This window comes from Bacillus sp. Cr_A10 (assembly GCF_029222665.1).
Lineage (GTDB): Bacteria > Bacillota > Bacilli > Bacillales_A > Planococcaceae > Psychrobacillus.
The window spans coordinates 165297-190765 of sequence record NZ_JARHXR010000007.1 but is presented as its reverse complement, the minus strand read 5'-3'; the positions used below and the strand labels follow the sequence as shown (position 1 = coordinate 190765).

Below are 25469 nucleotides of genomic sequence, written 5' to 3'. Positions count from 1 at the left end.
CTTGTCTGATACTTAGTTATACAGTATATAAACTTTTAAATAATATAAAAACCCAAATTCGAGGAGGAAATTATAATGGCTAAAATGTATTACAACGGAGATATCAACGAAGGACTTTTACAGGAAAAAACAATTGCAATCATCGGTTACGGATCACAAGGTCATGCACATGCACAAAACTTAAAGGATTCAGGTTTTAACGTAGTTGTTGGTATTCGTGCAGGAAAATCATTCGATCAAGCAAAAGAAGACGGATTAGAAGTTTATTCTGTAAAAGAAGCAGCTGAAAAAGCAGACGTTATCATGATTTTATTACCAGATGAAAGACAAAAAGCTGTTTATGAAGCAGAGATACAGCCTGCATTAACTGCTGGAAAATCATTAGTATTCGCTCACGGATTCAACGTACATTTTGATCAAATCGTACCTCCAGCTGATGTGGATGTATTCCTTGTAGCACCAAAAGGTCCAGGTCATTTAGTGCGTAGAACATACGAAGCAGGAGCGGGGGTACCAGGTTTATTCGCTGTATATCAAGATGCAACTGGTCAAGCAAAAGATCTAGCTCTAGCATATGCAAAAGGAATTGGAGCTGCTCGTGCTGGAGTATTGGAAACAACATTCAAAGAAGAAACAGAAACAGATCTATTCGGAGAACAAGCAGTACTTTGTGGTAGTACAACTGCAATAGTAAAAGCTGGTTTTGAAACTTTAGTAGAAGCAGGATATCAACCAGAGCTTGCTTACTTTGAAACATTACACGAATTAAAACTGATTGTTGATTTAATGTACGAAGGTGGAATGGCAACAATGCGTTCTTCCATCTCGGATACAGCTGAGTGGGGAGACTTCGTTTCAGGTCCACGCATCATTGATGCTTCTGTAAAAGATCGTATGAAAGACGTATTAACGGACATTCAAGATGGAACATTTGCAAGAGAATGGATTAAAGAAAACGAAACAGATCGTCCAAAATATAACGCAATCAAAAAAGCAGAATCTGAACATCAAATTGAAGTTGTTGGAGCAAAACTTCGTGAAATGATGCCTTTCATCAATGAAGGAAAAAAACAAATCAAGAAAGAAGTGGTGACGAGTGGTCAAAATTGATATTTTCGACACAACGCTACGTGATGGGGAGCAATCCGCAGGGATTAACCTAAACACGCGAGAAAAGTTAGAAATAGCTCGTCAGCTTGAGAAATTTGGAGTTTCTATCATAGAGGCAGGGTTTCCTGCTTCTTCTCCTGGAGACTTTGAGGCAGTTAAACTAATTGCTGACACAGTGAAAAACTCAACGGTAACAGGGTTAGCTCGTTCGATTAAAAGTGATATTGAAACTTCTTGGGAGGCTTTAAAAGGTGGAGTACAGCCACATCTACACACATTTATCGCGACATCCCCGATTCATATGCAATATAAGCTGAACAAAACACCTGAGCAAGTTATTGAAATTGCAGTAGAATCCGTAAAGCTTGCGAGAAAATATTTTCCACTTGTTCAGTGGTCAGCGGAAGATGCAACACGTTCAGACCGTGATTTCCTAGTACGAATTATGAATGAAGTAATTAAAGCCGGAGCTACTACGATTAATATCCCTGATACTGTAGGATATGCTTCTCCAATTGAATATGGGGCTTTATTCAGATACTTGAGTGAAAACGTGACTGGTATTGAAAAAGTGAAGCTTTCTGCTCACTGTCATGATGATCTAGGATTAGCAGTTGCCAACACACTTGCAGCCATTGAAAATGGCGCTACACAAGTTGAAGGTACAATCAACGGAATTGGAGAACGTGCAGGCAATGCAGCGCTTGAAGAAGTTGCGGTTGCACTACATATTCGAAATGATTACTACAAAGCAGATTCCGGTATTGTTTTAAAAGAAACTAAACGTACAAGTCAGCTTGTAAGTAAGTTAACTGGGGTTGTGATCCAACCAAACAAAGCGGTTGTTGGGAAGAATGCATTTGCACATGAATCAGGAATTCATCAAGATGGTATGCTGAAAAACCCAGAAACATATGAAATTATTACACCAGAATTGATTGGTGATGTAGCAACTGAACTAGTACTTGGTAAACATTCTGGTCGTCATGCATTCTCTGATCGCGCAATACAGATGGGCTTCCAATTAAGTGATGAAAAGCTAAATGCTGCATTTGTTGCATTTAAAAAATTAGCAGATAGTAAAAAAGAGATTACCGAGGAAGATTTATTTGTTTTATTGACAGATCAACAAGTACAAACTTCTGAAGTGGAAGTCTATGAATTAGAAAGCGTACAGGTACAGTACGGTACTTCTAATATTCCAACTGCTACGGTTCAAGCTAAAACACCATCTGGTGAAGTGGAAGTAGTTTCTTCCACTGGAGCTGGTTCGGTAGAAGCTATATTCAATACATTAGAAAAGCTAGTGAACGGAGAAGTTCATATTATTGATTATCGTGTATCTTCTGTCTCTAAAGGAAGAGATGCACTTGGCGAAGCAATCGTTAACCTAAGCTTTAATGGTGTTATTTCATCAGGGCGCAATGCATCTCAGGATGTATTGGAAGCATCTGCAAAAGCATATTTGAACGCTATAAACCGTCAATTAGTTAAATCACACTATCAAGAGCAAATAGCAGTACCACAATAAAAAATGGGAGTGAATGGGATGGAAAAAACGATAACGGTATTACCGGGAGATGGAATTGGTCCAGAAGTAACACAAGCAGCCGTAAAGGTGCTTCAAGCAGTTGCTCATCGCTTCAATCATACGTTTAATCTGCAATATGCGCTGATTGGTGGTGCGGCGATTGATGCGAAGGAAAATCCTCTTCCACAAGAAACAATTGATGCATGTAGTCAAAGTGATGCCATCCTTTTAGGCGCAGTAGGTGGGCCGAAATGGGATCAGAATCCATCTCATTTACGCCCTGAAAAAGGATTATTAGCAATCCGTAAGCATTTCGGTTTATATGCAAATATTCGTCCTGTAAAAGCTATTCCAGCATTACTTGATGCATCTCCACTTAAGAAAGAAGTTGCAAAGGATGTGGATTTAGTAATCGTTCGTGAATTAACAGGCGGTCTGTATTTCGCTGAACCACGTAAGAAAACAAACGACTATGCGCTTGACACGCTTGTTTATACAAGAAAGGAAATTGAACGTATCATCGATACAGCTTTCCAAATTGCTAGAAGTCGCAAAGGTAAACTAGCATCCGTTGATAAAGCAAATGTCCTTGATTCTAGTAAATTATGGCGTGAAATCGTAGAAGAGAAAAAACAAGGATATCCAGACGTAGATGTAGAGCATATGCTTGTTGATTCAACAGCAATGAAATTAATTACAAAGCCAGGAGCTTTCGATGTCATCGTTACGGAAAATATGTTTGGTGATATTTTAAGTGATGAGGCATCTGTAATTACTGGTTCTCTAGGAATGCTACCATCAGCAAGTACACGTGAGGATGGCTTCGGTTTATATGAACCAGTTCACGGATCAGCTCCTGATATTGCAGGGCAAAACAAAGCGAATCCAGCGGCAACGATTCTTTCTGTGGCAATGATGCTTCGTGAAGCATTCCAACTTGAAACAGAAGCAGCAGCAGTGGAAGAAGCAGTGTTTAATGTATTAAATGATGGAAATCTTACAGGTGATTTACAAGTAGAAGGAAAACGAGCGCTTTCTACAACAGAATGGACAGCAAAAGTATTAGAAGAGTTAGACTCAGAATTTGTATCTGAAAGCATAATGTTTTCTTATGTCTAACCAAAAGGAGAGGGACTAAATGGCAAAAACGATTATTGAGAAAATTTGGGATGAACACATTGTATACGAGGAAGAGGGTAAACCAGACCTTCTCTATATCGATTTACACTTGCTCCATGAAGTGACATCTCCTCAGGCTTTTGAAGGGCTACGACTAAATAATCGTAAGGTTCGTCGTCCGGATCTTTGCTTCGCAACGATGGATCATAACGTTCCAACACGAAACAGAGAGCAGATTAAGGATGTTATTGCACGTAAACAAATTAGCACGCTTCAACAAAACTGTGAAGAGTTTGGTGTCCCTCTTGCCAATATGGATCATCCCGATCAAGGGATTGTCCATATTATTGGTCCAGAGCTTGGTCTAACACAACCAGGTAAAACAATAGTATGTGGGGATAGTCATACATCAACTCATGGTGCCTTTGGTGCCATTGCCTTTGGTATTGGTACAAGTGAAGTAGAGCATGTTCTATCCACGCAAACACTATGGCAAGCGAAACCGAAAACAATGGAAATCAAAGTAACAGGTGAACTTGGGTTTGGCGTGGCTGCTAAAGATATTATTCTAGCGATTATTTCAAAATTCGGTATCGATATGGGTACTGGATATATCGTGGAATATACAGGTGAGGCAATTCGTAAATTGTCGATGGAAGAGCGCATGACCATTTGTAATATGTCAATTGAAGCAGGAGCACGCGCAGGTTTGATTAGCCCAGATGAAACAACGGTTGAATTCCTTAGAGGACGTGAGCATGTTCCAACAGGTGAAGCATTTGAAAAAGAAGCAGCTCGTTGGATAGCTCTAGCTACAGACAAAGGGGCAACTTACGATAAAACAGTAGAAATCTCTGCAGATGAAATCGAACCTTTTGTAACATGGGGAACTAATCCTTCGATGGGCTCAGGTGTTTCTATGCACATTCCATTTACAAAAGATTTTTCGGAAACAAGTGATCAACAAGCGCATGAAAAAGCACTAGCATATATGGGTCTCCAAGAGGGAATGCCTTTAGAGGAAATTCAAATTAGCAATGTATTTATCGGTTCTTGTACAAATGCTCGCCTAAGCGATTTACGTGCAGCAGCCAATGTGATTGAAGGCCGTCAAGTACATCCGAATGTGAAGGCAATCGTCGTCCCAGGATCAAAAACAGTGAAAAAACAAGCAGAACAAGAAGGCATCGACAAAATATTCCTTGATGCAGGATTTGAATGGCGCGAATCTGGTTGCAGTATGTGTCTAGCGATGAATGACGATGTTGTACCAGCTGGTGAACATTGTGCATCTACATCTAACCGAAACTTTGAAGGTCGTCAAGGTGCTGGGTCGAGAACTCATCTAATGAGTCCTGCAATGGCAGCTGCTGCAGCTATCGAAGGTCATATTGTAGATATTCGCAAATTTCAACTAGTGAATGCGTAAGGAGGAAAACCCATGGAGCCTATTAATGAAATCAAAAGTGTTATAACACCTTTAAATCAAAAAAATGTAGATACGGACCAAATCATTTCGAAAGAATTTTTAAAAAGAATTGAACGTACAGGATTCGGCAAATATTTATTTTACCACTGGCGCTTTGACTCACAAGGAAATCCAATCCAAAATTTCGTTTTAAATGACGAGCGTTATAAAGAATCTACTATATTAGTAGCACATGAGAACTTTGGATGTGGATCTTCACGTGAGCATGCACCTTGGTCCATTTTAGATTACGGCTTCCGTGTAGTTATTGCTCCAAGTTTCGCGGATATTTTCTACAATAACTGCATGAAAAATGGACTTCTTCCTATAAAATTGTCCGTAGATGAGGTAGAAGCACTTTTAAGTAATGAAGAATACAACGTAGAAGTAAACTTAGAAGCACAAACAGTTACTGGTGCAGACGGTGTAGTTTATTCATTCGATATCGATCCATACCAAAAGAAAATGCTTTTAAATGGTTGGGATGAAATTTCATTGACCTTCCAATACGAAGATCATATTAAAGCTTACGAATTAAAAAAGCATAAGGCGGTCTAAGACTGACAATGCGTAATCTGTTTTATTAAAATTAGTAAACTAGGAGATGGTTTTGTTGGGAATTCATACGACACTGTAGGTTTATATCGGGCAACTGAAAAAGTAGCAGAGTTCGTTCATCGGACACCATGTAAAAAGTCGACTACTTTGAATGAAATCAGTGGAAGAAAAGTATTTCTAAAAATGGAAAACTTGCAAAAAACGGGTTCATTTAAAATTCGAGGAGCAATGAATAAAGTTTCACAGCTTACGGAAGCTGAATGTGCAAAAGGATTAATCGCAGCTTCAGCAGGAAATCATGCGCAAGGTGTCGCTTACGCTGGAAAAGCGAGAAATGTGCCTGTAACGATTTACATGCCAATCGGAACTCCAGTAGCAAAAGTGGATGCCACTAAAGGTTATGGGGCAACGGTCAAGCTTGTGGGACAAAATTTTGATGAGGCATATGTTGCAGCTAGAGAAGAACAGCTTCGAACTGGAGCAACATTCATTCATCCATTTGACGATTTAGCCGTAATAGAAGGCCAGGCAACGGTAGCGATGGAAATGCTGCAACAACGACCGGAACTTGACACGATTGTCGTACCTGCTGGGGGAGGGGGATTACTTGCAGGCACATTGCTTGCAGTAAAATCGTCTCGCCCAGATATTCGTGTCATTGGTGTTCAGTCCATCAATTCAGCTGCAATTGCAGTTGCTTATAAAGGAAAGAATGCAGCTTTACTACCATACCAAGGCAAAACGATTGCTGAGGGCATAAACGTGAAAGTCCCTGGAAAGCTAACAATGAACATTATTCATTCCCTTGTGGACGACATCATCACAGTGACGGAGCAGGAGATTGCATCTGCAATTCTCTTTATGCTAGAACGCGAAAAAACGCTCATAGAAGGTGCAGGAGCCGCAGCAGTAGCGGCAGTGTTGAGTCACCACATTCCATCCTCCGCTGGTAACGTTGGAGTAATCGTGAGTGGAGGAAATTTCGACATTGACAAACTAACCGAATGTCAGCAAATGTCCATTCAAGTCCCAATGGCAAAATAAAAATATTGAAACCGCTAGTTAAATCATCTAGCGGTTTTTTTATGGTTTGGAAATCTAGTCAGAGTGAGGTATCGTGGTTAAACTTGTGAACTTGTGAGTAAAGAGTTCAATGTTGCGAATACTAATTATTATATAGCGAGTAAAGATGAGAAAGTAGCGAGTAACAGCATCCATTCCCTACATATCAAAATTTATCGATTAAGTTACTTGACTTTATTAACTAACTAAAATATAATAACTTACTATAAGTAACTAATGTTAGGGGTAATAGAAATGAAATATCAAAATAAACCTTACACTTTCGTAGAATTAGTAGAATTAAAAGTATCAGATTTAGAACGTTCACTTAGTTATTATCAAGAAATAATTGGTTTTAAAATACTAGAGAAGCAAGAAAATAAAGCACTATTAACAGCTGATGGTAAAACGGCTCTTCTTTCTCTTGAACAAAGAGCAAATAGTTTACCTAAAACACAAAAAACAACTGGTTTGTATCACTTTGCACTATTATTACCTACTCGTGCAGATTTGGGTGCAGTATTAAAGCATCTTATTGAAATTAATGAACGAGTTGGAGCAGGAGATCATTTAGTGAGTGAAGCATTGTATTTAAATGATCCAGATGGAAACGGCATCGAAATTTATAGTGACCGTCCAGATACTGAGTGGACATGGAACGGTGAATTTGTAGCGATGGATACGCTTCAAATAGATGCACAAGGCATTTTAGCTGCTGGAGCGAGTACTAAGTGGGAAGGTTTACCGGAAGGTACTGTAATGGGACATATTCACTTACACGTTAGTGAATTAGGTGAAACAGAGAAGTTTTATAAATTGTTAGGATTTGAGGTTGTTACACCTAATTATCCAGGAGCACTCTTCATGTCCACTGGTAAATACCATCACCATATCGGACTAAACACATGGGCTGGGGTAGGTGCACCGCCAGCTGGAGAAAACGTAGTCGGTCTTGAAGCATTTTCATTGGTTTATCCAAGCAAGGAAGTCTTAAATACAACCGTCGAAAATTTAAAAACAAACAATATCGATGTAGTTGAAGAAAACGGAATTTTTATCACAAAAGATCCCTCCCAAAACAAAATCAAATTAATCGTTAAATAATAGCAAAAGAGTGACTTCATTTAGATGAAGTCACTCTTTTTCTGTATAAAGGTAATCTATTCCTTCAAGTTAGCAAATAATTGGCAGCCAATTTACATGTAAAGCAAACATTGTCCACTTAATAGCAACTAACTGTTATTTCTAATCTTCTCCCTCACAACGCCTTCAGCATACCTCCATCAATCACGATTTTGCCCTGTCATATATGTATTCGCTTCTGAACACAAAAATACGATGACTTTTGCAAACTCTTCTGGCTCGCCGTATCTTCCAATGGGAATCACTTGCTCATACCCCTCTCGGATCTCCTCCAATGTTACATTTTTCTTGTCTGCTGCTATTTGATCTAGCTCTGTGACACGGTCAGTTTGTATTCGACCTGGTCCGACAGTGTTGATTAATATATTGTTTGCTGCGTATTCACGAGCAATACTTTTGGAAAGTCCAACCATCCCTAATCTGAATGTATTCGACAAGATAAGACCGTCTAGCACTTCTTTTGTAGAGGAGGAAGAAATATTGACGATTCTGCCGAAATTTTGTTCTTTCATGAAGGGGAGGGCTAATCGAATAGTGCGAATATAGCTTAGTAGATTTTTTTCGAACGAGGCTTTCCAATCGTCATCATTTACTTGACCAAAGCCACCAGGAGTAGGCCCACCTGCATTATTTATAAGAATATCCACCCCGCCAAGTTTAGCGTTAGCTGTCTCAAAGAGACGATTGATGTCGTTTTCCTACGTTACATCGCATACAGAAAAATAGACATTATTATTGTTACTTACCTGTTTTATTTCCTCGGAAGCATTTTTTAAGTTCATCTTCGTTTCGACTTGAAATGAGTACTTTCGAGCCTTCTCTTGCAAATTGAAGTGCCGTCGCTTTGCCTAGTCCTTTACTGGATGCCATAACGATGACACGTTTATCGGTTAGTCCTAAATTCATATTCATACTTCCTTTCACTGTGTAATTACTCTATCCTATATAGAATATTCAGATTTGACTTCTAAACTCTTTTGTAAAAGTATTGTAAAGATTGCTAGATTGCATACTTTTGAGGTAATCCCCGTGCTATATTTTTCAGTAGGAGGTCTGAATACCTATGAAAAAGTGGTCTAGTATTCCATTGCGTATGAAGTATTTAATAGCTATTTTTAGTTCTTTTTTCTTATTTGGTACGATGGCGGTGATATTGATTATACAAGTTATACATAATCAAGAATTATCAGACCAGTTGGAAATCTCCTCACATAATGTCGAAAAAGCTGATATTATGAAGGCTGAAGTAGCGAGTTTGTATATTGCTATTTCGCATTATGCAGGAGATCCATTACCAGAATTTGAAGAAGGCTACGAAACGAGAAAAGCAAGTCTTGAAGAGCTTACACAAACAAGTCGTGAAAAAATTCAACACTTAGACTGGGATGCTTTTTCGAAAACGTTAAATGGCATGTATACGACGTATGAAAATAACTTAAAAAAATCAGTTGAAAAGAAGGATAATGTAGCGAAGCGTAGACAACTAAAGGCAATGAATGAGGAACAACTACAACTAACAGAAATGCTCAATGAGACAAGAAGGCTGGAATCGGAAAATCGACAATCAATTATTCATCAAATGAACCAAAGCCAACAAAGTATGATTTTAGTGGTTATCGCATCCTTCTTAATCGCTGGGGTATTATCTGCAGCTTTGTTATTCTTAACAAATAGACAAATAAAAGAACAATTAGTGAAAGTAGCTTCCACTGCGAAAGAAATAGCAACTGGAAATTTACAAATAAAACCTCTCACTATATCTACAAAAGATGAGATTGGTGAAGTTTCTGTTGCAATGAATGAAATGCAAACGAACTTGAAAGACATGGTACATATCATTAAACAAATTGCAGAAAAACTAAGCAAAGATAGTACAATATTAAAAGACTATTCGCATGAAACGGTGGCAAGTACTGACACTGTGCAAACAGCAATCCATGAAACTACTAACAATATGATAGAACAAAAAGATGCTTCTATTGGAATAAGAGCATTTTTAGAAGAATTCTCACGTACTTTTGGAGAAGTTACTGACAAAGCAGTGGAATTGAATAACCATGCATCAATAGCTGTGCAAATAGCGGATGAAAGTGCGGATACAATGAAAAAAGCAGCAATTGAAGCTGGAAGATTACGTGCTTTATTTAAAGCGGCAGATAAAGAGCGAAAGCTATTACAAGAAAGAACGGAAGAAATTGCTCGTATGACTACTATCGTACAAACCATTTCAAAACAAACGAATTTACTTGCACTGAATGCTGGAATTGAAGCAGCACGTTCAGGGATACATGGTAAAGGATTTGCAGTTGTTGCTGAAGAAGTGAAAAAACTAGCTGATGAAGTCTCTACTACAGCAAATACGATTCATGAAATTTCTACTTCGATTACATTACAAGGAAATGAAATGGAAAAAGTATTTTCTGAAGGATTGTCCACTTCTAAGCATAATGCGGCGACATTTCTATTATTACATGAGAAATTAGATGAAATAGTATCTTTTATTCGCGAATCAAAAAATCAAAACGAGCATATGGCCGACTCTATTATTACAATTGAGCAAGAAAAAAATACATCAGAGAAGCTAATTTTTGCACTAACTGAATCCATTGAAGAAAATACGGCTCATATGGAGCGAACGGTACAATTGCTTACGTCTAATGTTCAAACGATAGAATCCTTATCAGAACTTATAAATGAAGTTAGTGAACAAGCTACTATATTAGAGGAATCTACTTCTCGTTTTGCAATGTAACAAAAGCCTAAAAGGTCATCAAAATGACTTTTTAGGCTTTTTTATTTGATAAATCCAATATTATTTAGGACTTATGGTTATTGTAGTTGTGATTTTAGGACTAACAAACAAAGAATTTTGTAACACAATTGTTACACAAATGTAAAATTAAAATGGAATATTTAGTGGTAAGATGAATTTAGTTAATTTTTCAGAAAACTTTAGCCGCATGGGGGAACAACATGAATTTCAAATCCACATCTAAAAAGATCATTACTATATGCTTATTATCTACACTTTTAGTTACAGCACCATTCGCAGGAAATACTGAAGCTTCAACTGCAGTAAATTCAGATGAACTAGTAGCAACAGCTAAAAACTTAATAGGAATAAAATATCGTGGTGGTGGGACAACTAAAGCTGGATTTGATTGTTCCGGATTTGTAAATTATGTTTTTGATGATTTAGGAATCGACCTTCCAAGAACTTCTGCTGGTATGCATAGTTCAGGGGATAAAGTTAGTAAAGAGGATTTAAAATCGGGTGATTTAGTATTCTTTAACACTTCTGGCAAAGGTGTTTCACATGTTGGTATATACATAGGAGATGGTAAATTTATTCATTCTTCCTCATCAAAAGGTGTAAAAGTTGATAAGTTGAGTGACCCATATTATTGGGGAAAACGCTATGTTGGTGCTAAACGAGTGGCAGAAGTAACTGTAGCTGTAAACAAATAAAACATATAAATAATTGCTCTATCGTATAATTTACGGTAGAGTATTTTTTTATTTTGGGTAAAATCACATTTATTTGAAAATATACTTTTCCTTCGCCATAATAAAGGAAAGATTTTGTAATAAGATTTTGTCAAAGGGGTGAATAAATTGCTCTATAAACGAAACGAATATTTTAGGTATACGTTCGAAGAACCATTTAAGGCAACTTTTCGATTAATAAAAGACGCAAGTGAAACATCGCCTGAAGAAATTTCTAAAAAAGGTAATTGTAAAATGATTGATATTAGCCCAAAAGGGGTAAAGATGTATTCGGAGCTGTTAATAGCCATTGATAAATTAAACCATGTGGAACTCCAATTTCAATTAGATGAGGAGCCTATCCAGATTGTTGGTGAATTTATATGGTCTCGTCGTCAAAAAGAAGGATTTGAATATGGTATAAGGCTAATGGGCGACGAGGTTAGTGAAAGTTTAATCATCAGTGAACTAAAAAGCAGACGTAAAAAAGAACTGGAACTTAAGAAGTAAAGCTTATTCCAAAGTTCGACAAAACTTAAAAATTTCTTTTTAAAAGAAGGATATTTTAAGGTGTATGTAGAAAAATAATATAAGCGTTATATTAAAGGAGGAGTTTACATGTTGAACTTTAACATTCGTGGAGAAAATATTGAGGTGACTCCTGCAATTCGAGAATATGTCGAAGGGAAAGTTGAGAAAGTTGCCCGATACTTTAACGAAGAGATCCAAGCTACTGCCAATGTAAATCTGAAAGTGTATAATGATAAGCAGACGAAGGTTGAAGTAACTATTCCTATGAAAAATCTAACTCTTCGTGCAGAAGAGCGAAACGCGGATATGTATGCAGCAATTGATTTAATAGTTGATAAATTAGAACGTCAAATTCGTAAGTACAAAACAAAAGTAAACCGTAAATTCCGTGAACGCGAAGGGGTAGCAGCATATTTTGCTAGCGTGGACTCTCCTGATACATCAGTGGAACAGAATGAAGAAGATGAATACAATATTGTTCGTACAAAGCAATTTGATCTTAAACCGATGGACCATGAAGAAGCTGTATTGCAAATGAATATGTTAGGCCATAATTTCTATATCTTTACAGATGCAGAATCCAATGGAACTAACATTGTGTATAAACGGAAAGATGGTAAGTACGGTTTAATTGAAACAAACTAATCTGACTGTTTACAAATGCTTTCATGCTTCGTTACTTGCACCTGCGGTTACTCGTCGCAAACAAGAACGTTTGCACTTCGAACGACAAGCGATTTCATCCAGTTAGATAATATCCTAACTCTCCTCCATGCAAGAGGAGAGTTTTTTTATGTTAATATAAAGGTGAAAGAAAATCTTTACTCCTCCAATTTTAGCGCAAACAACCTCTTTGTGAACCGACATGTTGTTTGCACCACTATGTAACGAATGGTAAAATGGGGAGTAAGACTAAATGGGAAGTGAAAAATAGATGCTTGGTGTATTAAATAAAGTATTCGATTTAAATAAACGTGACCTTAAACGACTAGAAAAAGTCGCTGATAAAGTAGAAGCCTTAGCTGGAGAAATGGAAGCAAAGACTGATGATGAATTACGTGCTAAAACCGACGAATTTCGTACACGCTATGCAAACGGAGAAACATTAGATGGATTATTGCCAGAAGCATTTGCTGTAGTACGTGAAGGTGCAAGACGTGTTCTAGGATTGTATCCTTTCCGCGTGCAAATCATGGGTTCTGTTGCGCTTCATGAAGGAAATATTGCAGAGATGAAAACAGGGGAAGGGAAAACACTTACTTCTACTATGTCTGTATATTTAAATGCCATTCCTGGACTTGGCTCACACGTTGTAACTGTCAACGAATACTTATCAAGTCGTGATGCGACGGAAATGGGACAACTGTTTGAGTTTTTAGGGATGACAGTTGGCTTAAATTTAAATTCATTGTCTAAAGAAGAAAAACGTGAAGCATACGCTTGCGATATAACATACTCTACTAATAATGAACTAGGTTTTGACTACTTACGCGATAATATGGTGTTGTACAAGGAAGATAAAGTTCAACGTCCACTTCATTATGCAGTAATAGATGAAGTTGACTCCATCTTAATTGATGAAGCAAGAACGCCATTAATTATTTCTGGACAAGCAAATAAGGCAGCTCTTCTTTATAAACAAGCTAATGCTTTCGTTCGGACTTTAACGAAAGAAACAGACTATACGTATGAAGAATCAACAAAAGGTGTGACGTTAACAGATACTGGTGTTGAAAAAGTAGAAAAAGCATTTGGTATTGAAAACTTGTTTGATTTAACACATGTTCGTTTAAATCACGCAGTCAATCAATCATTAAAAGCACATGTCTCTATGCACCTAGATGTAGATTATGTAGTTCAAGATGAAGAAGTAGTTATCGTTGACTCATTTACTGGACGTCTAATGAAAGGACGTCGTTATAGTGATGGTCTTCATCAAGCAATCGAAGCAAAAGAAGGCTTAGAAATTCAAAATGAATCGATGACAATGGCAACCATCACATTCCAAAATTTCTTCCGTATGTACGACAAATTATCAGGTATGACTGGTACAGCGAAAACAGAGGAAGAGGAATTCCGTAATATTTACAATATGAACGTTATTGCTATTCCAACGAATCGCCCAATTATGAGAGACGACCGTGCAGACTTAATATACGCATCGATGAATGGCAAGTTTGAAGCTGTTGCAGCTGATATTGCCGAAAGAAATAAAAATGGCCAACCTGTTTTGATTGGTACTGTAGCCATTGAAACATCTGAAATTATTTCCAATTTGTTAACAAAACACGGTATTAAGCATAATGTATTAAATGCGAAAAATCATGAACATGAAGCAGAAATAATTGCAACAGCTGGTCATATGGGCTCTGTAACAATTGCTACGAACATGGCTGGTCGTGGTACAGATATTAAACTTGGCGAAGGTGTTATTGAAGTCGGTGGATTGGCAGTTATCGGTACTGAACGCCATGAGTCTAGACGTATTGATAATCAGCTTCGTGGACGTTCTGGGCGTCAAGGAGATCCAGGTATTACGCAGTTCTATCTATCAATGGAAGACGAGTTGATGCGTCGTTTTGGTTCAGATAATATGCGTAATATGATGTCGAAGCTTGGCATGGATGATTCACAACCAATCCAATCTAAGATGGTTTCTCGCGCAGTAGAATCAGCGCAAAAACGTGTAGAAGGTAATAACTTTGATTCACGAAAACGACTATTGCAATATGATGACGTATTACGTCAGCAACGTGAGATCATCTACAAAGAGCGTAATGAAGTATTAGAAACAGAGAATATGCGTGCACTAGTGGAATCAATGATTTTCGGAGTAATTGAACGCTTAGTCGGATCCTTTACAAACTCTGAAAATAAAGCGGAGTGGAATTTAAAAGGAATTGAAGACTATATCAATGCGAATTTATTGCCAGAAGGTATTATTTCACAACAAAGTTTAGAGGGTTTATCTTCGGAAGAAATCATCGATAAACTTAAAGAAGAAGTAATTCGTTTCTATGATGCAAAAGAGGAAGATCTATCTGCTGAACGTATGCGTGAATTCGAAAAAGTAGTGTTACTACGTTCGATAGATTCGAAATGGATCGATCATATCGATGCAATGGATCAGCTTCGTCAAGGTATTCACTTACGAGCTTATGGACAAAACGATCCACTACGTGAGTACCAAAGTGAAGGTTTTGCGATGTTTGAGGCAATGGTGGAAGCGATTCAAGAGGACGTTGCAAAATATGCAATGAAAGCAGAAATTCGCAATAACCTCGAGCGCGAAGAAGTAGCAAAAGGTCAAGCAGTGAATCCGAAAGAAGATGGAGAAGCTGTAAAGAAAAAACCTGTTCGCAATGAAGCGGCGGTCGGGCGAAATGATTTATGTCCTTGTGGAAGCGGGAAGAAGTTTAAAAACTGTCACGGAGCTGTACAGTAATAAACGATAACTCAAGCGTCTATGTCTGCTTTTTTACGTAAAGTGACTAGGCGCTTGAAATTTGAGTAAATGTAAGAGAATTTAAGAAAGTCGGAGGCAATATAAAATGGTGGAAATAGCAGCGATACGAAATGAATTAGATCGAACAGCAGGTAAATTGGAAGACTTTAGGGGGTCTCTTTGACTTAGAAAATAAAGAGGTTCGTATACAAGAATTAGAAGAAATGATGACTTTTCCGGACTTTTGGGATGACTCCCAAGGTGCTCAGAAAGTAATCAATGAGATGAATGGATTAAAAGGGATCGTAGAACAATACAAAGACCTTGTATCCACACAAGAAAATCTAGAAATGACGCTTGAATTAATTAAAGAAGAACCAGATGAAGAATTACAAGAAGAGCTTGGTGTTGAACTAAAAGATTTCAGTAGTAAACTTGGAGACTTTGAATTGCAAATGCTATTAAGTGAAGAATATGATAAGCATAATGCTATTCTAGAGTTGCATCCAGGAGCTGGTGGAACAGAGTCACAAGACTGGGGTTCGATTTTACTTCGTATGTACCAGCGCTGGGCAGATAAACATGGCTTTAAAGTTGAAACAATTGATTATTTACCAGGTGATGAAGCAGGTATTAAATCGGTTACGTTGCTAATAAAAGGACATAATGCATATGGCTATTTAAAAGCAGAAAAGGGTGTACACCGTCTTGTACGTATTTCACCTTTTGACTCATCAGGCCGTAGACATACATCTTTTGTTTCATGTGAAGTAATGCCAGAGTTTAATGACGAAATCGAAATTGAGATTCGTAATGAAGATTTGAAAATTGATACTTATCGTGCCACTGGTGCAGGTGGTCAGCATATCAATACTACCGATTCTGCAGTTCGTATTACACATTTACCAACCAACACAGTTGTTACTTGTCAAACCGAACGTTCACAGATTAAAAACCGTGAACACGCAATGAAATTATTGAAATCTAAATTGTACCAATTGAAAATTGAAGAGCAAGAAGCACAACTTGCTGAAATCCGTGGAGAACAAAAGGAAATCGGATGGGGAAGTCAAATTCGATCTTATGTATTCCACCCATATTCAATGGTAAAAGATCATCGTACAAATGAAGAGAGTGGTAACGTTCACGCTGTAGTGGATGGAGAACTAGACCAATTTATTCATGCCTATTTACGATCAAAAATAAATTAATAGACGAATCATACTTCGATGTTATAATTAGGTAACATTGGAGTATTTTTTTGTCTTTAATTTGAATATTTTGGAGGATAGCGGGATGAATATCGTAGACATTAAGAAACAGGATTTACAAAAGAAAAACTTCATTTTATTTTTAGCTTATGGACTGGCAGGAACTTTAGGTCTCATTGCGCAAATTTTGTTAAAGCAAGACAACGCTGTTATTATCTCCATTGGGGTACCACTAATTTTAACTGTCGCGATTTATTTTCTTACTAGATTAACAAACAAATTAGCAATTATTTTTCCGTATATTGTCATTATTTCAGGTGCAATCACTTCGACGGGAACATCTTATTTTTATGAAGTCAGTATCGCTTCAATTGTTTTAGCACTTTTTGTACTAATATTAAGCAGCTTACACAACAACCAGGGAGTATTTTTATTTGGCTATATTTTTTCTGTTCTTGCAATGATCGTAAATGTTTTATTTGATACAACTGGTATTTTTGAAGGTAAAACGATTAATGTCTTTTTTGTACAATTTATAATGGCTTTAGGTATTTTTCTACAAGTTAGGCAAAGTAAAGCATTATTTACTAATGTTGAGAATTTAGTAGGTAATGCGGAAATGAAAGCAAAAGACGAGGAATTACATAAACAACATCTCCAAACCGCCGTGACAATCATTACAACTAATTTAGAACAAATACGCAATAGTACACATGCTTCTATCTATTCGCAGCAAGAGATGCTTCAGGCAGTAGATGAAGTAAGCATTGGCTCTCAACGACAAGCAGATCATGTAGTAGATATTGTAAAGAATACAGAGGCTACAACAGATTCTGTAAAAGAAATGGTTGGTCATTTAAACGCAATTGTCCGTCAAGCAGAAATAGCCGAAAAAAATGCAGCCGATGGATCCGTAGTAATGAATAAGATGAAAAATGAGATAGATCAATTTACAGTATTTTTTGTTGAGTTGAATAAAACATTCAACGATCTTTCCAATAAAATCAATGAAACAAATGAATTTGCGAGTACTATTAGAAAAATAACCGAGCAAACCAATCTATTAGCATTAAACGCATCTATTGAAGCTGCGAGAGCTGGAGAACAAGGAAAAGGTTTTGCAGTAGTTGCAGAAGAAATAAGGAAATTAGCTGGAGTGACAGATCAGTCTCTAGAAAAAATAGATACAAACTTAAACGAAGTAAATAAATATAATGAAGCAGCATTGGGTAAATTAGAATTAGGTGTTACTCAAATTTATTCCCAAGTACAAACGGCAGATAAGTCGAATAAGTCATTCAACGAGTTATTTGAGACAATGCAATCTTTACAAAATGAACTATCAAAATTTTTAAAAGATGTGGATGCGATTGCTGAAAATAGTGAAGCTATCCAAACGAGTACGAACGAATTTGCAGCTATCATAGAAGAAAGTACTGCTGCGGTAGAAGAGCTTAATGCGACTTTAGTTAATATTACGGACGAACAAAAGACAATTGCAAAATATATCGACGAAACATACGAAGAAACACAATCAATTAAGAAATGAGAGAAGATGCCCATCACGTTGGGCAGACTGTAGACAAACTCTAAGGATTTGAGTTTGTCTACAGTCTTTTTTCAATTAAAATAATGATAAAAATTCCGCTCCTGGCGGACGCTTTCCGCAGGCGGGGCCGAGCGTAGCGACGAAGCGGCTCGGCGCTCGCCCGCGGAAAGCGAGCGGTAAGCTTCGGAAACATGATCTATCTTATTTTTAAAAAATCTTAGGGATGCCCAACATGTTGGCATCTTTTTTGGTTAAGAAGGAAACGGCCGTATATCGTCTAACATAGTGCTAATACTTAAGATAATGATAGAAACACGAGAACGCTGAATAATTCCATCGAAACAATCAATCACTTTATTCATTTATCGCGTCACTTTGCTGAAGTTCACAAAGTCCTCATCAGTTGTTATACTAGTTCGGGTTATATAAGTATTTTGAAACGAAAGAGGATAAAATATGTCTACAAATCAAAGAATACACAAAGAGCTTCCGCCTTTATGGGAACAAGGAAGAGATTATTTATATGTCATAATTGGTGCGGCGATTATTGCAATTGGATTTAATGTTTTTTTATTACCAAACCAAGTTGCTTCGGGTGGAGTAAGTGGGATAAGTACCATTTTAAAAGGCGTTTTTGGCTGGGAGCCAGGAATTGTTCAATATTCATTTAATATCCCGTTATTTATTGCTGGTCTATTTTTTCTTGGTGCTAAGTTCGGCATCAAATCTTTAGTAGGAACTCTTACACTTCCAGCAGTTGTTTTATTATCTTCTAGTTGGGAACCATGGACAACGAATCCACTGTTAGGTGCTTTGTTTGGAGGAATCACGGTAGGTCTTGGATTAGGAATCGTGTTTCGAGGTGGTGCATCTACAGGAGGTACTGATTTAGCAGCTCAAATTATTACAAAGTATACTGGATTTTCTCTTGGAACAAGTGTGTTATTAATTGATGGTTTAATTGTACTTAGTGCTGCCATCGTTTTTGATATTGAAAAAGCACTTTATGCATTGATTGGACTGTTTGTAACGACGAAGACCATTGATTTAGTTCAACTTGGATTTAGTCAATCTAAAATGATTTACATTATTACGAATAAACAAGAGGAAATAAGGGATGCTATATATAAAGAAATAGATAGAGGGGTGACAAAACTTCCTGCAATTGGGGGATACACTGAGGAAGAACGACCAATTTTGTTAGTAGTTGCCTATCAAACCGAATTCACAAAACTGAAACAAATTGTCAAAACCCATGACCCACATGCCTTTGTGATTGTTTCAAGTGCATACGAGGTGCTAGGGGAAGGTTTTAAAAGGAACTAACTTTGGTATACTAAGAATGCAAAGCAATATTAGTTAAGGGAGGAAAAAACATGAATAAAAAATTATTAGCTGCAATTCTTGGTGCTGGTTTATTCTTAGCAGCATGTGGCGGCGGAGATGAAGAAGCAGAACCAGCCGACACAGGTACAACTGAAACTGAAACTGAAACTGAAACCGCATCTGTTGATCCCGAAAAAATTGTAAATGCAAAATGTACAAGCTGTCATGGCGGAAACTTAGAGGGACAAGGAAACTTCCCAGCACTTAATGATGTAGGATCTCGTTTATCTAATGATGAAATTTTAAATGTAATTGAAAACGGTAGAGGTGCAATGCCAGGTGGTCTTGTTACCGGAGAAGACGCAGAAGCTGTTGCGGCATGGTTAGCTGAGAAGAAATAATTATATGTTCTGTTTTCTGTCAACAATTTAATGTTTTTTACAAAAATCAATTGCTTTTTTAAGCAATTGATTTTTTTTGTTAATAAAGAAGGAAAAGAGAAGAGAAATGTAGAATGTTAAATTATTAGGTAATTTGTATGTACGAAAATCCTCCTAATTCGTAAAAAGGAAACAAAGAAATGTGTCAAAACTGCATAAATTTACCTATAAATTGAAATGAAACTGTAACAAAAGAAAAGGCATCTAATGTTATAATAGGCATGTCGTATTTTACAAAGCAAAATAATTAGGTGGTTTAAAAATGATAGAAATGGTAAAAGTCTACAAAAAATATCCGAACGGTATTGTTGCAGCAAATGGGATTGATGTAGAAATTAAGCAAGGTGAATTTGTTTATGTTGTCGGGCCAAGTGGTGCAGGAAAATCGACATTCATCAAAATGATGTATCGAGAAGAAAGACCAACTTCAGGGGATATTATTATTAATGGAGTTAACTTAGCTACTCTAAAAAATAGTAAAGTTCCATATTTAAGAAGACAAATTGGGGTAGTCTTCCAAGACTTTAAATTACTACCTCGTTTAAATGTGTATGAAAATGTTGCATTTGCATTAGAAGTAATTGAAGAAACACCTAAAGTTATTCGCAAAAAAGTAATGGATGTTCTTGAGCTTGTTGGTTTGAAACATAAAGCTAGAATGTTTCCAACAGAGCTTTCAGGTGGGGAGCAACAACGTGTGTCGATTGCTCGTTCCATTGTGAATACCCCTAAATTAGTAATTGCGGATGAACCGACAGGAAATTTAGATCCTGATACTTCTTGGGAGATCATGAATATTTTTGAAGAAATAAATTCACGTGGAACAACAATTATTATGGCAACTCATAATAGAGAAATTGTGAATACATTAAGACACCGTGTTATCGCAGTTGAGGGTGGATTAATCACCCGAGATGTATACGGAGGAGATTACGGTTATGAAAGCTAGAACAGCAGGAAGACACTTCAGAGATAGCCTTAAGAGTATAAGCCGTAATGGTTGGATGACTTTTGCCTCGGTTAGTGCAGTAACAGTAACTTTATTACTTGTTGGTGTTTTCGTCATGATTATGATGAATTTAAATAAAGTTGCTGATGATCTTGAAAAAGATGTTGAAATTAAAGTAATCGTAGAGTTAACAGCGGATGAAGCTGCTATTACAAAATTAGAAGAAGAGATTAAAAATACATCAGGAATAGCCGAAGTTGCTTTTTCGCCAAAAGAAGACGAACTAAACAAGTTAGTGTTAGATTTTGGGGAAGACTTACGATTATTTGAACAGCAAAACCCATTACATAATGTGTTTTATGCTAAAGCGGAAAATCCACAAGAAACAGCAGCGGTTGCGAAGAAACTTGATAAATTAGATAACACATTCGAAGTGAAGTATGGAGAAGGAAAAATTGAAAAACTCTTTTCTTTCTTAAATACAAGTAGAAATATAGGATTAGTGTTAATTTTAGCATTGTTATTTACTGCGATGTTCTTAATCTCTAATACTATTCGTATTACCATTGTTGCTAGACGACGTGACATTGAAATAATGAAGCTCGTAGGTGCTACTAACTGGTTTATTCGAATTCCATTTATTTTAGAGGGTATGTGGCTTGGTATATTAGGAGCTATTATTCCGATTACACTGATAACAATACTCTACTATAATATTTACAATGTCCTAGGGCCTAAATTGGCACAGGGTAATTTATTTGAACTACTCGATTTTTCACCATTCATTTATCAAGTCAATGCCTTGATATTATTAATGGGTGTCTTAATCGGAATCTGGGGTAGTTTTATGTCAGTTCGTAAGTTTTTACGGGTTTAAGAGTTAGATAAGATAAGAAGGAAGCTTGAAGGGAGCAAGAAGTTTTGAGAAAACAGTCTAAGTGGACGCTACGAGTTTTAGCGATAGCAACATCTGGAGCACTTTTATTCACAGGACCGAGTGCACTAGCGAATTCTTTAAATGATTTAAAAGGTCAACAAAAAGAGTTAGAGCAAAAGAAAGAATCTATTAACTCAAACATTAAAGAAACAGAAGGTAAAATAAATCAAAATGAGTCTAAAATCGACCAAATCATGGCTCAGATTCAGGCATTAGACACGGAAATTTTAGATACTGAAAAGAACATCTCTAATGTTTTAAATGAGATTAAGCTCACTACTGATGAAATTGAAAAATTAAAGGCTTCTATTGTAGAATTAGAACGAAAAATTGAAGAACGTGACAAGCTTTTAAAAGAACGTATCCGTGCAGTACAAGTTAGTGGTGGTTCAGTAAGCTATTTAGACGTATTGCTTGGTGCTAATAGCTTCGTTGATTTCATCGACCGTTTTTCAGCAGTAAATACATTGATGGAAGCGGATCGTACTATTTTAAAAGAACAAGCAGATGATAAAAAACAATTAGAAGAAGAAAGAGCTAGTTTAGAGAAAAAGTTAGAAGAGCAAGAAGAAAGTAAAAATAAGCTCGTAAATTTAAAAGCTTCTCTTGATAAACAAAAAGCTTCTAAAGGAACTTTAGTGGACCAATTAGAGGCAGAACAATCGAAATTACTTGAACAAAAACAAGTGATGGAAACGGAATATGAAGAAGTATTAAATATAAGTGCAGATGTACAAAATAAAATTGTGGCAGAACAAAAGCGTCAAGCAGAAAGAGCTAGAAAGATTGCAGAAGAAAAGAAACGTAAAGCTGCTGAAGAAAGAAAACGTCAGCAATCATCAAGTGGTTCTTCCGTAGCGATTCCGGAAGTGTCTTCTGGGGCATGGACAAAACCTGCAAACGGAACGTTCACTTCAGGATACGGTTATCGTATACATCCTATTTATGGTAAAGGTAAAATGCATTATGGTGTAGATTTTGCTAACTCAACAGGTACACCTGTTGTATCTGCTGCTGATGGAGTAGTTTCTTATGCGTCACCACTGAGCACATACGGAAATGTTATTATGGTGACACATTCAATTGATGGTCAAACATTCACTTCCTTATATGCACATTTAAGCAAAATTAACGTAAGTGTTGGACAAGTTGTATCGAAAGGCGAGCATATTGGAGCAATCGGTACTACTGGTAACTCCACTGGCCCTCATTTACATTTTGAAATTCATATAGGGAACTGGGAAGGTATGACAGCAAACTCAGTTAACCCACTTAGATATATTTCCTTATAAAAAACGGCTTCGGCCGTTTTTTTTATTTTGATTGAATATCTGTCCAAAGTACCTCCGGAAACGATTGAAAACAATATTAGAAGATGGAATTCGAGTTTTTCTTATTCCTCCATAGGTAAAATCGATTTGAACAATTAATTAGTATTTGACTTCATTTATGCGTATAATAGGAGCGATAGAATTCTTAAACTCTTGTACGCCTAACAAATTGAGTGGAGGAACAAAAGTGAAAAAAAAGATATTTGGGTTATTGATAATTGCGAGTTTAGTGGCTATTGCAACGATTACCTTTGTAAAAAGTAATACGGATAGAACTGAAGCAATTTCAAATGAGCAATTAGGTTCTGATCTTGCAACCAATCCAGCAAATGATGGTACCGGAAAAGGGGATGCTGCACCAGACTTTACACTTATGACACTTGATGGTAAAGAAGTGACATTGTCCGATTATAAAGGGAAAAAGGTAGTATTAAACTTTTGGGCTACTTGGTGTCCACCTTGTAAAGCTGAAATGCCACATATGCAAAACTATTACGAGGATAAGGCTGAACAAGAAAATGTAGAAATCTTGGCGGTTAATTTGACTAGCTCAGATTCTGGACTTGATAAAGTGCAAGCTTTTCAAGAAGATTACGCTCTAAGTTTTCCCATACCTCTTGATGAAGAGGGAATAGTAGGTGAAACGTATCAAGCTATTACAATTCCTACTACATATATGATTGATACGACTGGAACAATCCAAAATAAAATCGTTGGTCCAATGGACGAACAAATGCTTACAGACTTAGTAGGTAATTTAAAATAAATTCCGATTTTTGGGCAAGTATTAAACTCTTCATTTCTCACATATATTAGTGGAAAAGTAGGAGGTATAGCTTGCGCAAAAGTCGGATTTTTTTATATGTTATTTTGTTTGTTATCTTACTAGGAATCTTTTATTTTTGGATGGTAAAACCAGCGAATGATCAATCAACAACTACTACGTCTATTAGTAACAATCAAGTCATCGATGAAGCCTTTCAATTAATTAGAAAAGAGGCCGTATTCGCCAAAAAAGAAAATATACTTGTGGAAGGTGCAATTCGAGGGATGGCAGAGGCATTAGAAGATCCTCATAGCAGTTATTTGACTAAAGAAGAAGCGGTAGCCCAAGAGTCTTCACTAGCCGAAGAAAGAGTTGGGATAGGAGTAGAAATAACACTATCAGGTGGAAAATTCGTAGTTGTCTCCCCTCTTAAAGATTCTCCTGCTTATAGGGCTGGGTTAAAGCCACAAGATGAGATTGTTCGAGTGAATGGAGAAAGACTGGATGGTAAGTCCATGGCTGAACTTGTAAAATTGTTAAGTGGCGAAAAAGGAACTAGTCTTAAGATGACTGTTTATCGTTCAAGTGAAGAACGCCATGTAGAGTTACATATGAAGCGAGAAGTAATTGCGATGCACACCGTATCTAGTGAAGTTTATGAAGTCGAGGATTTTTCAATTGGTATTGTGACCATCTCTATTTTTGGAGAAAAAACAGGAGAAGAATGGGCTAAACAAACAAAGGCATTAGTAGATCGGGGAATAGATGGTCTTCTGATCGATGTAAGAGGAAACCCAGGTGGATATTTATATAGTGTGTCTTCCATTGTCAGTACCCTACTCGAAAATGGAAAAACATTCGCTTATATGCAAGATGCAAATGGAGTTTTAGAAATGTTGAATACAGAAAATAAGGAAAAGCCTTATCTAAATAAAATACCAGCTGTTTTACTGCAAAATGGAGGTAGTGCCTCTGCTAGTGAAGTATTAGCTGGTGCTTTAAAAGATAATAATCGTGCGATGATTGTTGGTGAAACAAGCTACGGGAAGGGAACTGTACAAGAATCTCATCCATTATCAAATGGTGGTAAATTAAAAATATCTACTCATAAATGGTTAACACCAAAACAAGAATGGATTCACCATAAAGGAATTCAAGCTGATTTGGAGGTTGAGCCAGAGGAACTATATACAATGGATATTAAATATCCTCACGGAGAATTCCGAGTTGGAGATTTCGGAGAGGAAATAAAGTATGTTCAAAATGTACTGGGTGCTTTAGGATATAATATTGGACGCAAAGATGGTTATTTTGATGAAGATACGATGGATGGAGTAGAAAAGTATCGACAAGAGAGAAGTTTAGAGCCTAGTTCCGATATAGATGATGCACTATTCCAGTCTCTTTCTAAAACACTGATGGAATACAAAACTAGAAAAGAAAATGATAAGCAGCTACAAATGGGTATCAGTTATTTGGTTCATGAAATGAAAAAATAAGATTATTC

21 protein-coding genes and 1 pseudogene are annotated in these 25469 nt (G+C 36.8%); 21 read left to right on the top strand and 1 reads right to left on the bottom strand.

Features of this window, described 5'->3' with window-relative positions; translation table 11 throughout:
• Window positions 1-75 precede the first annotated feature (75 nt).
• From ilvC to P2Q73_RS04985, 7 genes are all read left to right on the top strand, one after another.
• The gene (gene ilvC, locus P2Q73_RS05015; protein ID WP_275784555.1) at window positions 76-1110 is read left to right on the top strand and encodes a ketol-acid reductoisomerase; all 1035 of its coding nucleotides are present in this window, start codon (window positions 76-78) and stop codon (window positions 1108-1110) included.
• Entirely contained in the window at window positions 1097-2641 is a 1545-nt protein-coding gene (locus P2Q73_RS05010) for a 2-isopropylmalate synthase (protein WP_275784552.1), read from the top strand. Before ilvC ends, P2Q73_RS05010 begins: the two co-directional genes overlap by 14 nt.
• Before the next feature lie 18 nt (window positions 2642-2659).
• Window positions 2660-3760, top strand: a complete 1101-nt coding sequence (gene leuB / locus P2Q73_RS05005) for a 3-isopropylmalate dehydrogenase (RefSeq protein WP_275784550.1) — start codon at window positions 2660-2662, stop codon at window positions 3758-3760.
• A 19-nt stretch (window positions 3761-3779) separates the two neighbouring features.
• Window positions 3780-5189, top strand: a complete 1410-nt coding sequence (leuC, locus tag P2Q73_RS05000) for a 3-isopropylmalate dehydratase large subunit (RefSeq protein ID WP_275784546.1) — start codon at window positions 3780-3782, stop codon at window positions 5187-5189.
• 12 nt (window positions 5190-5201) lie between these two features.
• Window positions 5202-5786: a 3-isopropylmalate dehydratase small subunit gene (gene leuD, locus P2Q73_RS04995; protein ID WP_275784544.1), complete on the top strand. Its 585-nt coding sequence runs from the start codon at window positions 5202-5204 to the stop codon at window positions 5784-5786.
• A 147-nt stretch (window positions 5787-5933) separates the two neighbouring features.
• Window positions 5934-6830 (top strand): threonine ammonia-lyase, encoded by an 897-nt coding sequence (locus P2Q73_RS04990; protein ID WP_481747136.1) that lies wholly within the window; start codon window positions 5934-5936, stop codon window positions 6828-6830.
• A gap of 273 nt (window positions 6831-7103) precedes the next feature.
• Entirely contained in the window at window positions 7104-7952 is an 849-nt protein-coding gene (locus P2Q73_RS04985; protein ID WP_275784542.1) for a VOC family protein, read from the top strand.
• A gap of 154 nt (window positions 7953-8106) precedes the next feature.
• Here the strand turns inward: P2Q73_RS04985 and P2Q73_RS04980 are convergent.
• A pseudogene (locus P2Q73_RS04980) lies at window positions 8107-8897 on the bottom strand (SDR family oxidoreductase).
• Between the two features lie 157 nt (window positions 8898-9054).
• Here P2Q73_RS04980 and P2Q73_RS04975 point away from each other — a divergent pair.
• From P2Q73_RS04975 to P2Q73_RS04910, 14 genes are all read left to right on the top strand, one after another.
• The gene (locus tag P2Q73_RS04975) at window positions 9055-10743 is read left to right on the top strand and encodes a methyl-accepting chemotaxis protein (RefSeq protein WP_275784539.1); all 1689 of its coding nucleotides are present in this window, start codon (window positions 9055-9057) and stop codon (window positions 10741-10743) included.
• A 221-nt stretch (window positions 10744-10964) separates the two neighbouring features.
• Window positions 10965-11459 (top strand): C40 family peptidase, encoded by a 495-nt coding sequence (locus P2Q73_RS04970; protein WP_056827597.1) that lies wholly within the window; start codon window positions 10965-10967, stop codon window positions 11457-11459.
• A 147-nt stretch (window positions 11460-11606) separates the two neighbouring features.
• Window positions 11607-11987 carry a PilZ domain-containing protein gene (locus P2Q73_RS04965; RefSeq protein WP_275784536.1) on the top strand — a complete coding sequence of 127 codons (381 nt, stop codon included), beginning with the start codon at window positions 11607-11609 and terminating at the stop codon, window positions 11985-11987.
• Between the two features lie 108 nt (window positions 11988-12095).
• A complete protein-coding gene (gene hpf / locus P2Q73_RS04960; protein WP_053590278.1) occupies window positions 12096-12653 on the top strand; it encodes a ribosome hibernation-promoting factor, HPF/YfiA family in 558 nt (185 codons plus the stop codon).
• Window positions 12654-12942: 289 nt separating this feature from the next.
• Window positions 12943-15453: a preprotein translocase subunit SecA gene (secA, locus tag P2Q73_RS04955; protein WP_053590277.1), complete on the top strand. Its 2511-nt coding sequence runs from the start codon at window positions 12943-12945 to the stop codon at window positions 15451-15453.
• 109 nt (window positions 15454-15562) lie between these two features.
• Window positions 15563-16664 (top strand): peptide chain release factor 2 gene (prfB, locus tag P2Q73_RS04950; RefSeq protein WP_156350728.1). Its coding sequence is split into 2 segments (ribosomal slippage): window positions 15563-15634 and window positions 15636-16664, totalling 1101 coding nucleotides; the frame shifts between segments, so codons are not numbered across the junction.
• A gap of 85 nt (window positions 16665-16749) precedes the next feature.
• Entirely contained in the window at window positions 16750-18213 is a 1464-nt protein-coding gene (locus tag P2Q73_RS04945) for a methyl-accepting chemotaxis protein (protein WP_056827593.1), read from the top strand.
• Window positions 18214-18669: 456 nt separating this feature from the next.
• Entirely contained in the window at window positions 18670-19539 is an 870-nt protein-coding gene (locus tag P2Q73_RS04940; RefSeq protein WP_275784529.1) for a YitT family protein, read from the top strand.
• 50 nt (window positions 19540-19589) lie between these two features.
• Window positions 19590-19940, top strand: coding sequence for a cytochrome c551 (gene cccB / locus P2Q73_RS04935; RefSeq protein ID WP_275784527.1), 351 nt, complete (start codon window positions 19590-19592; stop codon window positions 19938-19940).
• A gap of 301 nt (window positions 19941-20241) precedes the next feature.
• On the top strand, window positions 20242-20928 hold the full coding sequence (gene ftsE / locus P2Q73_RS04930; RefSeq protein WP_053590273.1) for a cell division ATP-binding protein FtsE: 687 nt from the start codon (window positions 20242-20244) through the stop codon (window positions 20926-20928).
• On the top strand, window positions 20918-21805 hold the full coding sequence (gene ftsX / locus P2Q73_RS04925; RefSeq protein WP_056827585.1) for a permease-like cell division protein FtsX: 888 nt from the start codon (window positions 20918-20920) through the stop codon (window positions 21803-21805). Before ftsE ends, ftsX begins: the two co-directional genes overlap by 11 nt.
• 44 nt (window positions 21806-21849) lie before the next feature.
• Complete coding sequence (locus P2Q73_RS04920; protein ID WP_056827583.1) at window positions 21850-23157, top strand: murein hydrolase activator EnvC family protein; 1308 nt, start codon at window positions 21850-21852, stop codon at window positions 23155-23157.
• A gap of 226 nt (window positions 23158-23383) precedes the next feature.
• A complete protein-coding gene (locus tag P2Q73_RS04915) occupies window positions 23384-23962 on the top strand; it encodes a peroxiredoxin family protein (RefSeq protein ID WP_275784522.1) in 579 nt (192 codons plus the stop codon).
• A gap of 71 nt (window positions 23963-24033) precedes the next feature.
• A complete protein-coding gene (locus tag P2Q73_RS04910) occupies window positions 24034-25461 on the top strand; it encodes a S41 family peptidase (RefSeq protein WP_275784520.1) in 1428 nt (475 codons plus the stop codon).
• Window positions 25462-25469 lie beyond the last annotated feature (8 nt).

Excerpts from the sequence above, each read along its gene's own strand:
- leuC (WP_275784546.1), top strand. The coding sequence starts at position 3,780 with ATGGCAAAAACGATTATTGAGAAAATTTGGGATGAACACATTGTATAC.
- ftsX (WP_056827585.1), top strand. The coding sequence starts at position 20,918 with ATGAAAGCTAGAACAGCAGGAAGACACTTCAGAGATAGCCTTAAGAGT.
- P2Q73_RS04945 (WP_056827593.1), top strand. The coding sequence starts at position 16,750 with ATGAATATCGTAGACATTAAGAAACAGGATTTACAAAAGAAAAACTTC.
- leuD (WP_275784544.1), top strand. The coding sequence starts at position 5,202 with ATGGAGCCTATTAATGAAATCAAAAGTGTTATAACACCTTTAAATCAA.
- ftsE (WP_053590273.1), top strand. The coding sequence starts at position 20,242 with ATGATAGAAATGGTAAAAGTCTACAAAAAATATCCGAACGGTATTGTT.
- P2Q73_RS04985 (WP_275784542.1), top strand. The coding sequence starts at position 7,104 with ATGAAATATCAAAATAAACCTTACACTTTCGTAGAATTAGTAGAATTA.
- leuB (WP_275784550.1), top strand. The coding sequence starts at position 2,660 with ATGGAAAAAACGATAACGGTATTACCGGGAGATGGAATTGGTCCAGAA.
- P2Q73_RS04940 (WP_275784529.1), top strand. The coding sequence starts at position 18,670 with ATGTCTACAAATCAAAGAATACACAAAGAGCTTCCGCCTTTATGGGAA.
- secA (WP_053590277.1), top strand. The coding sequence starts at position 12,943 with ATGCTTGGTGTATTAAATAAAGTATTCGATTTAAATAAACGTGACCTT.
- P2Q73_RS04975 (WP_275784539.1), top strand. The coding sequence starts at position 9,055 with ATGAAAAAGTGGTCTAGTATTCCATTGCGTATGAAGTATTTAATAGCT.
- cccB (WP_275784527.1), top strand. The coding sequence starts at position 19,590 with ATGAATAAAAAATTATTAGCTGCAATTCTTGGTGCTGGTTTATTCTTA.
- ilvC (WP_275784555.1), top strand. The coding sequence starts at position 76 with ATGGCTAAAATGTATTACAACGGAGATATCAACGAAGGACTTTTACAG.
- hpf (WP_053590278.1), top strand. The coding sequence starts at position 12,096 with ATGTTGAACTTTAACATTCGTGGAGAAAATATTGAGGTGACTCCTGCA.
- P2Q73_RS04970 (WP_056827597.1), top strand. The coding sequence starts at position 10,965 with ATGAATTTCAAATCCACATCTAAAAAGATCATTACTATATGCTTATTA.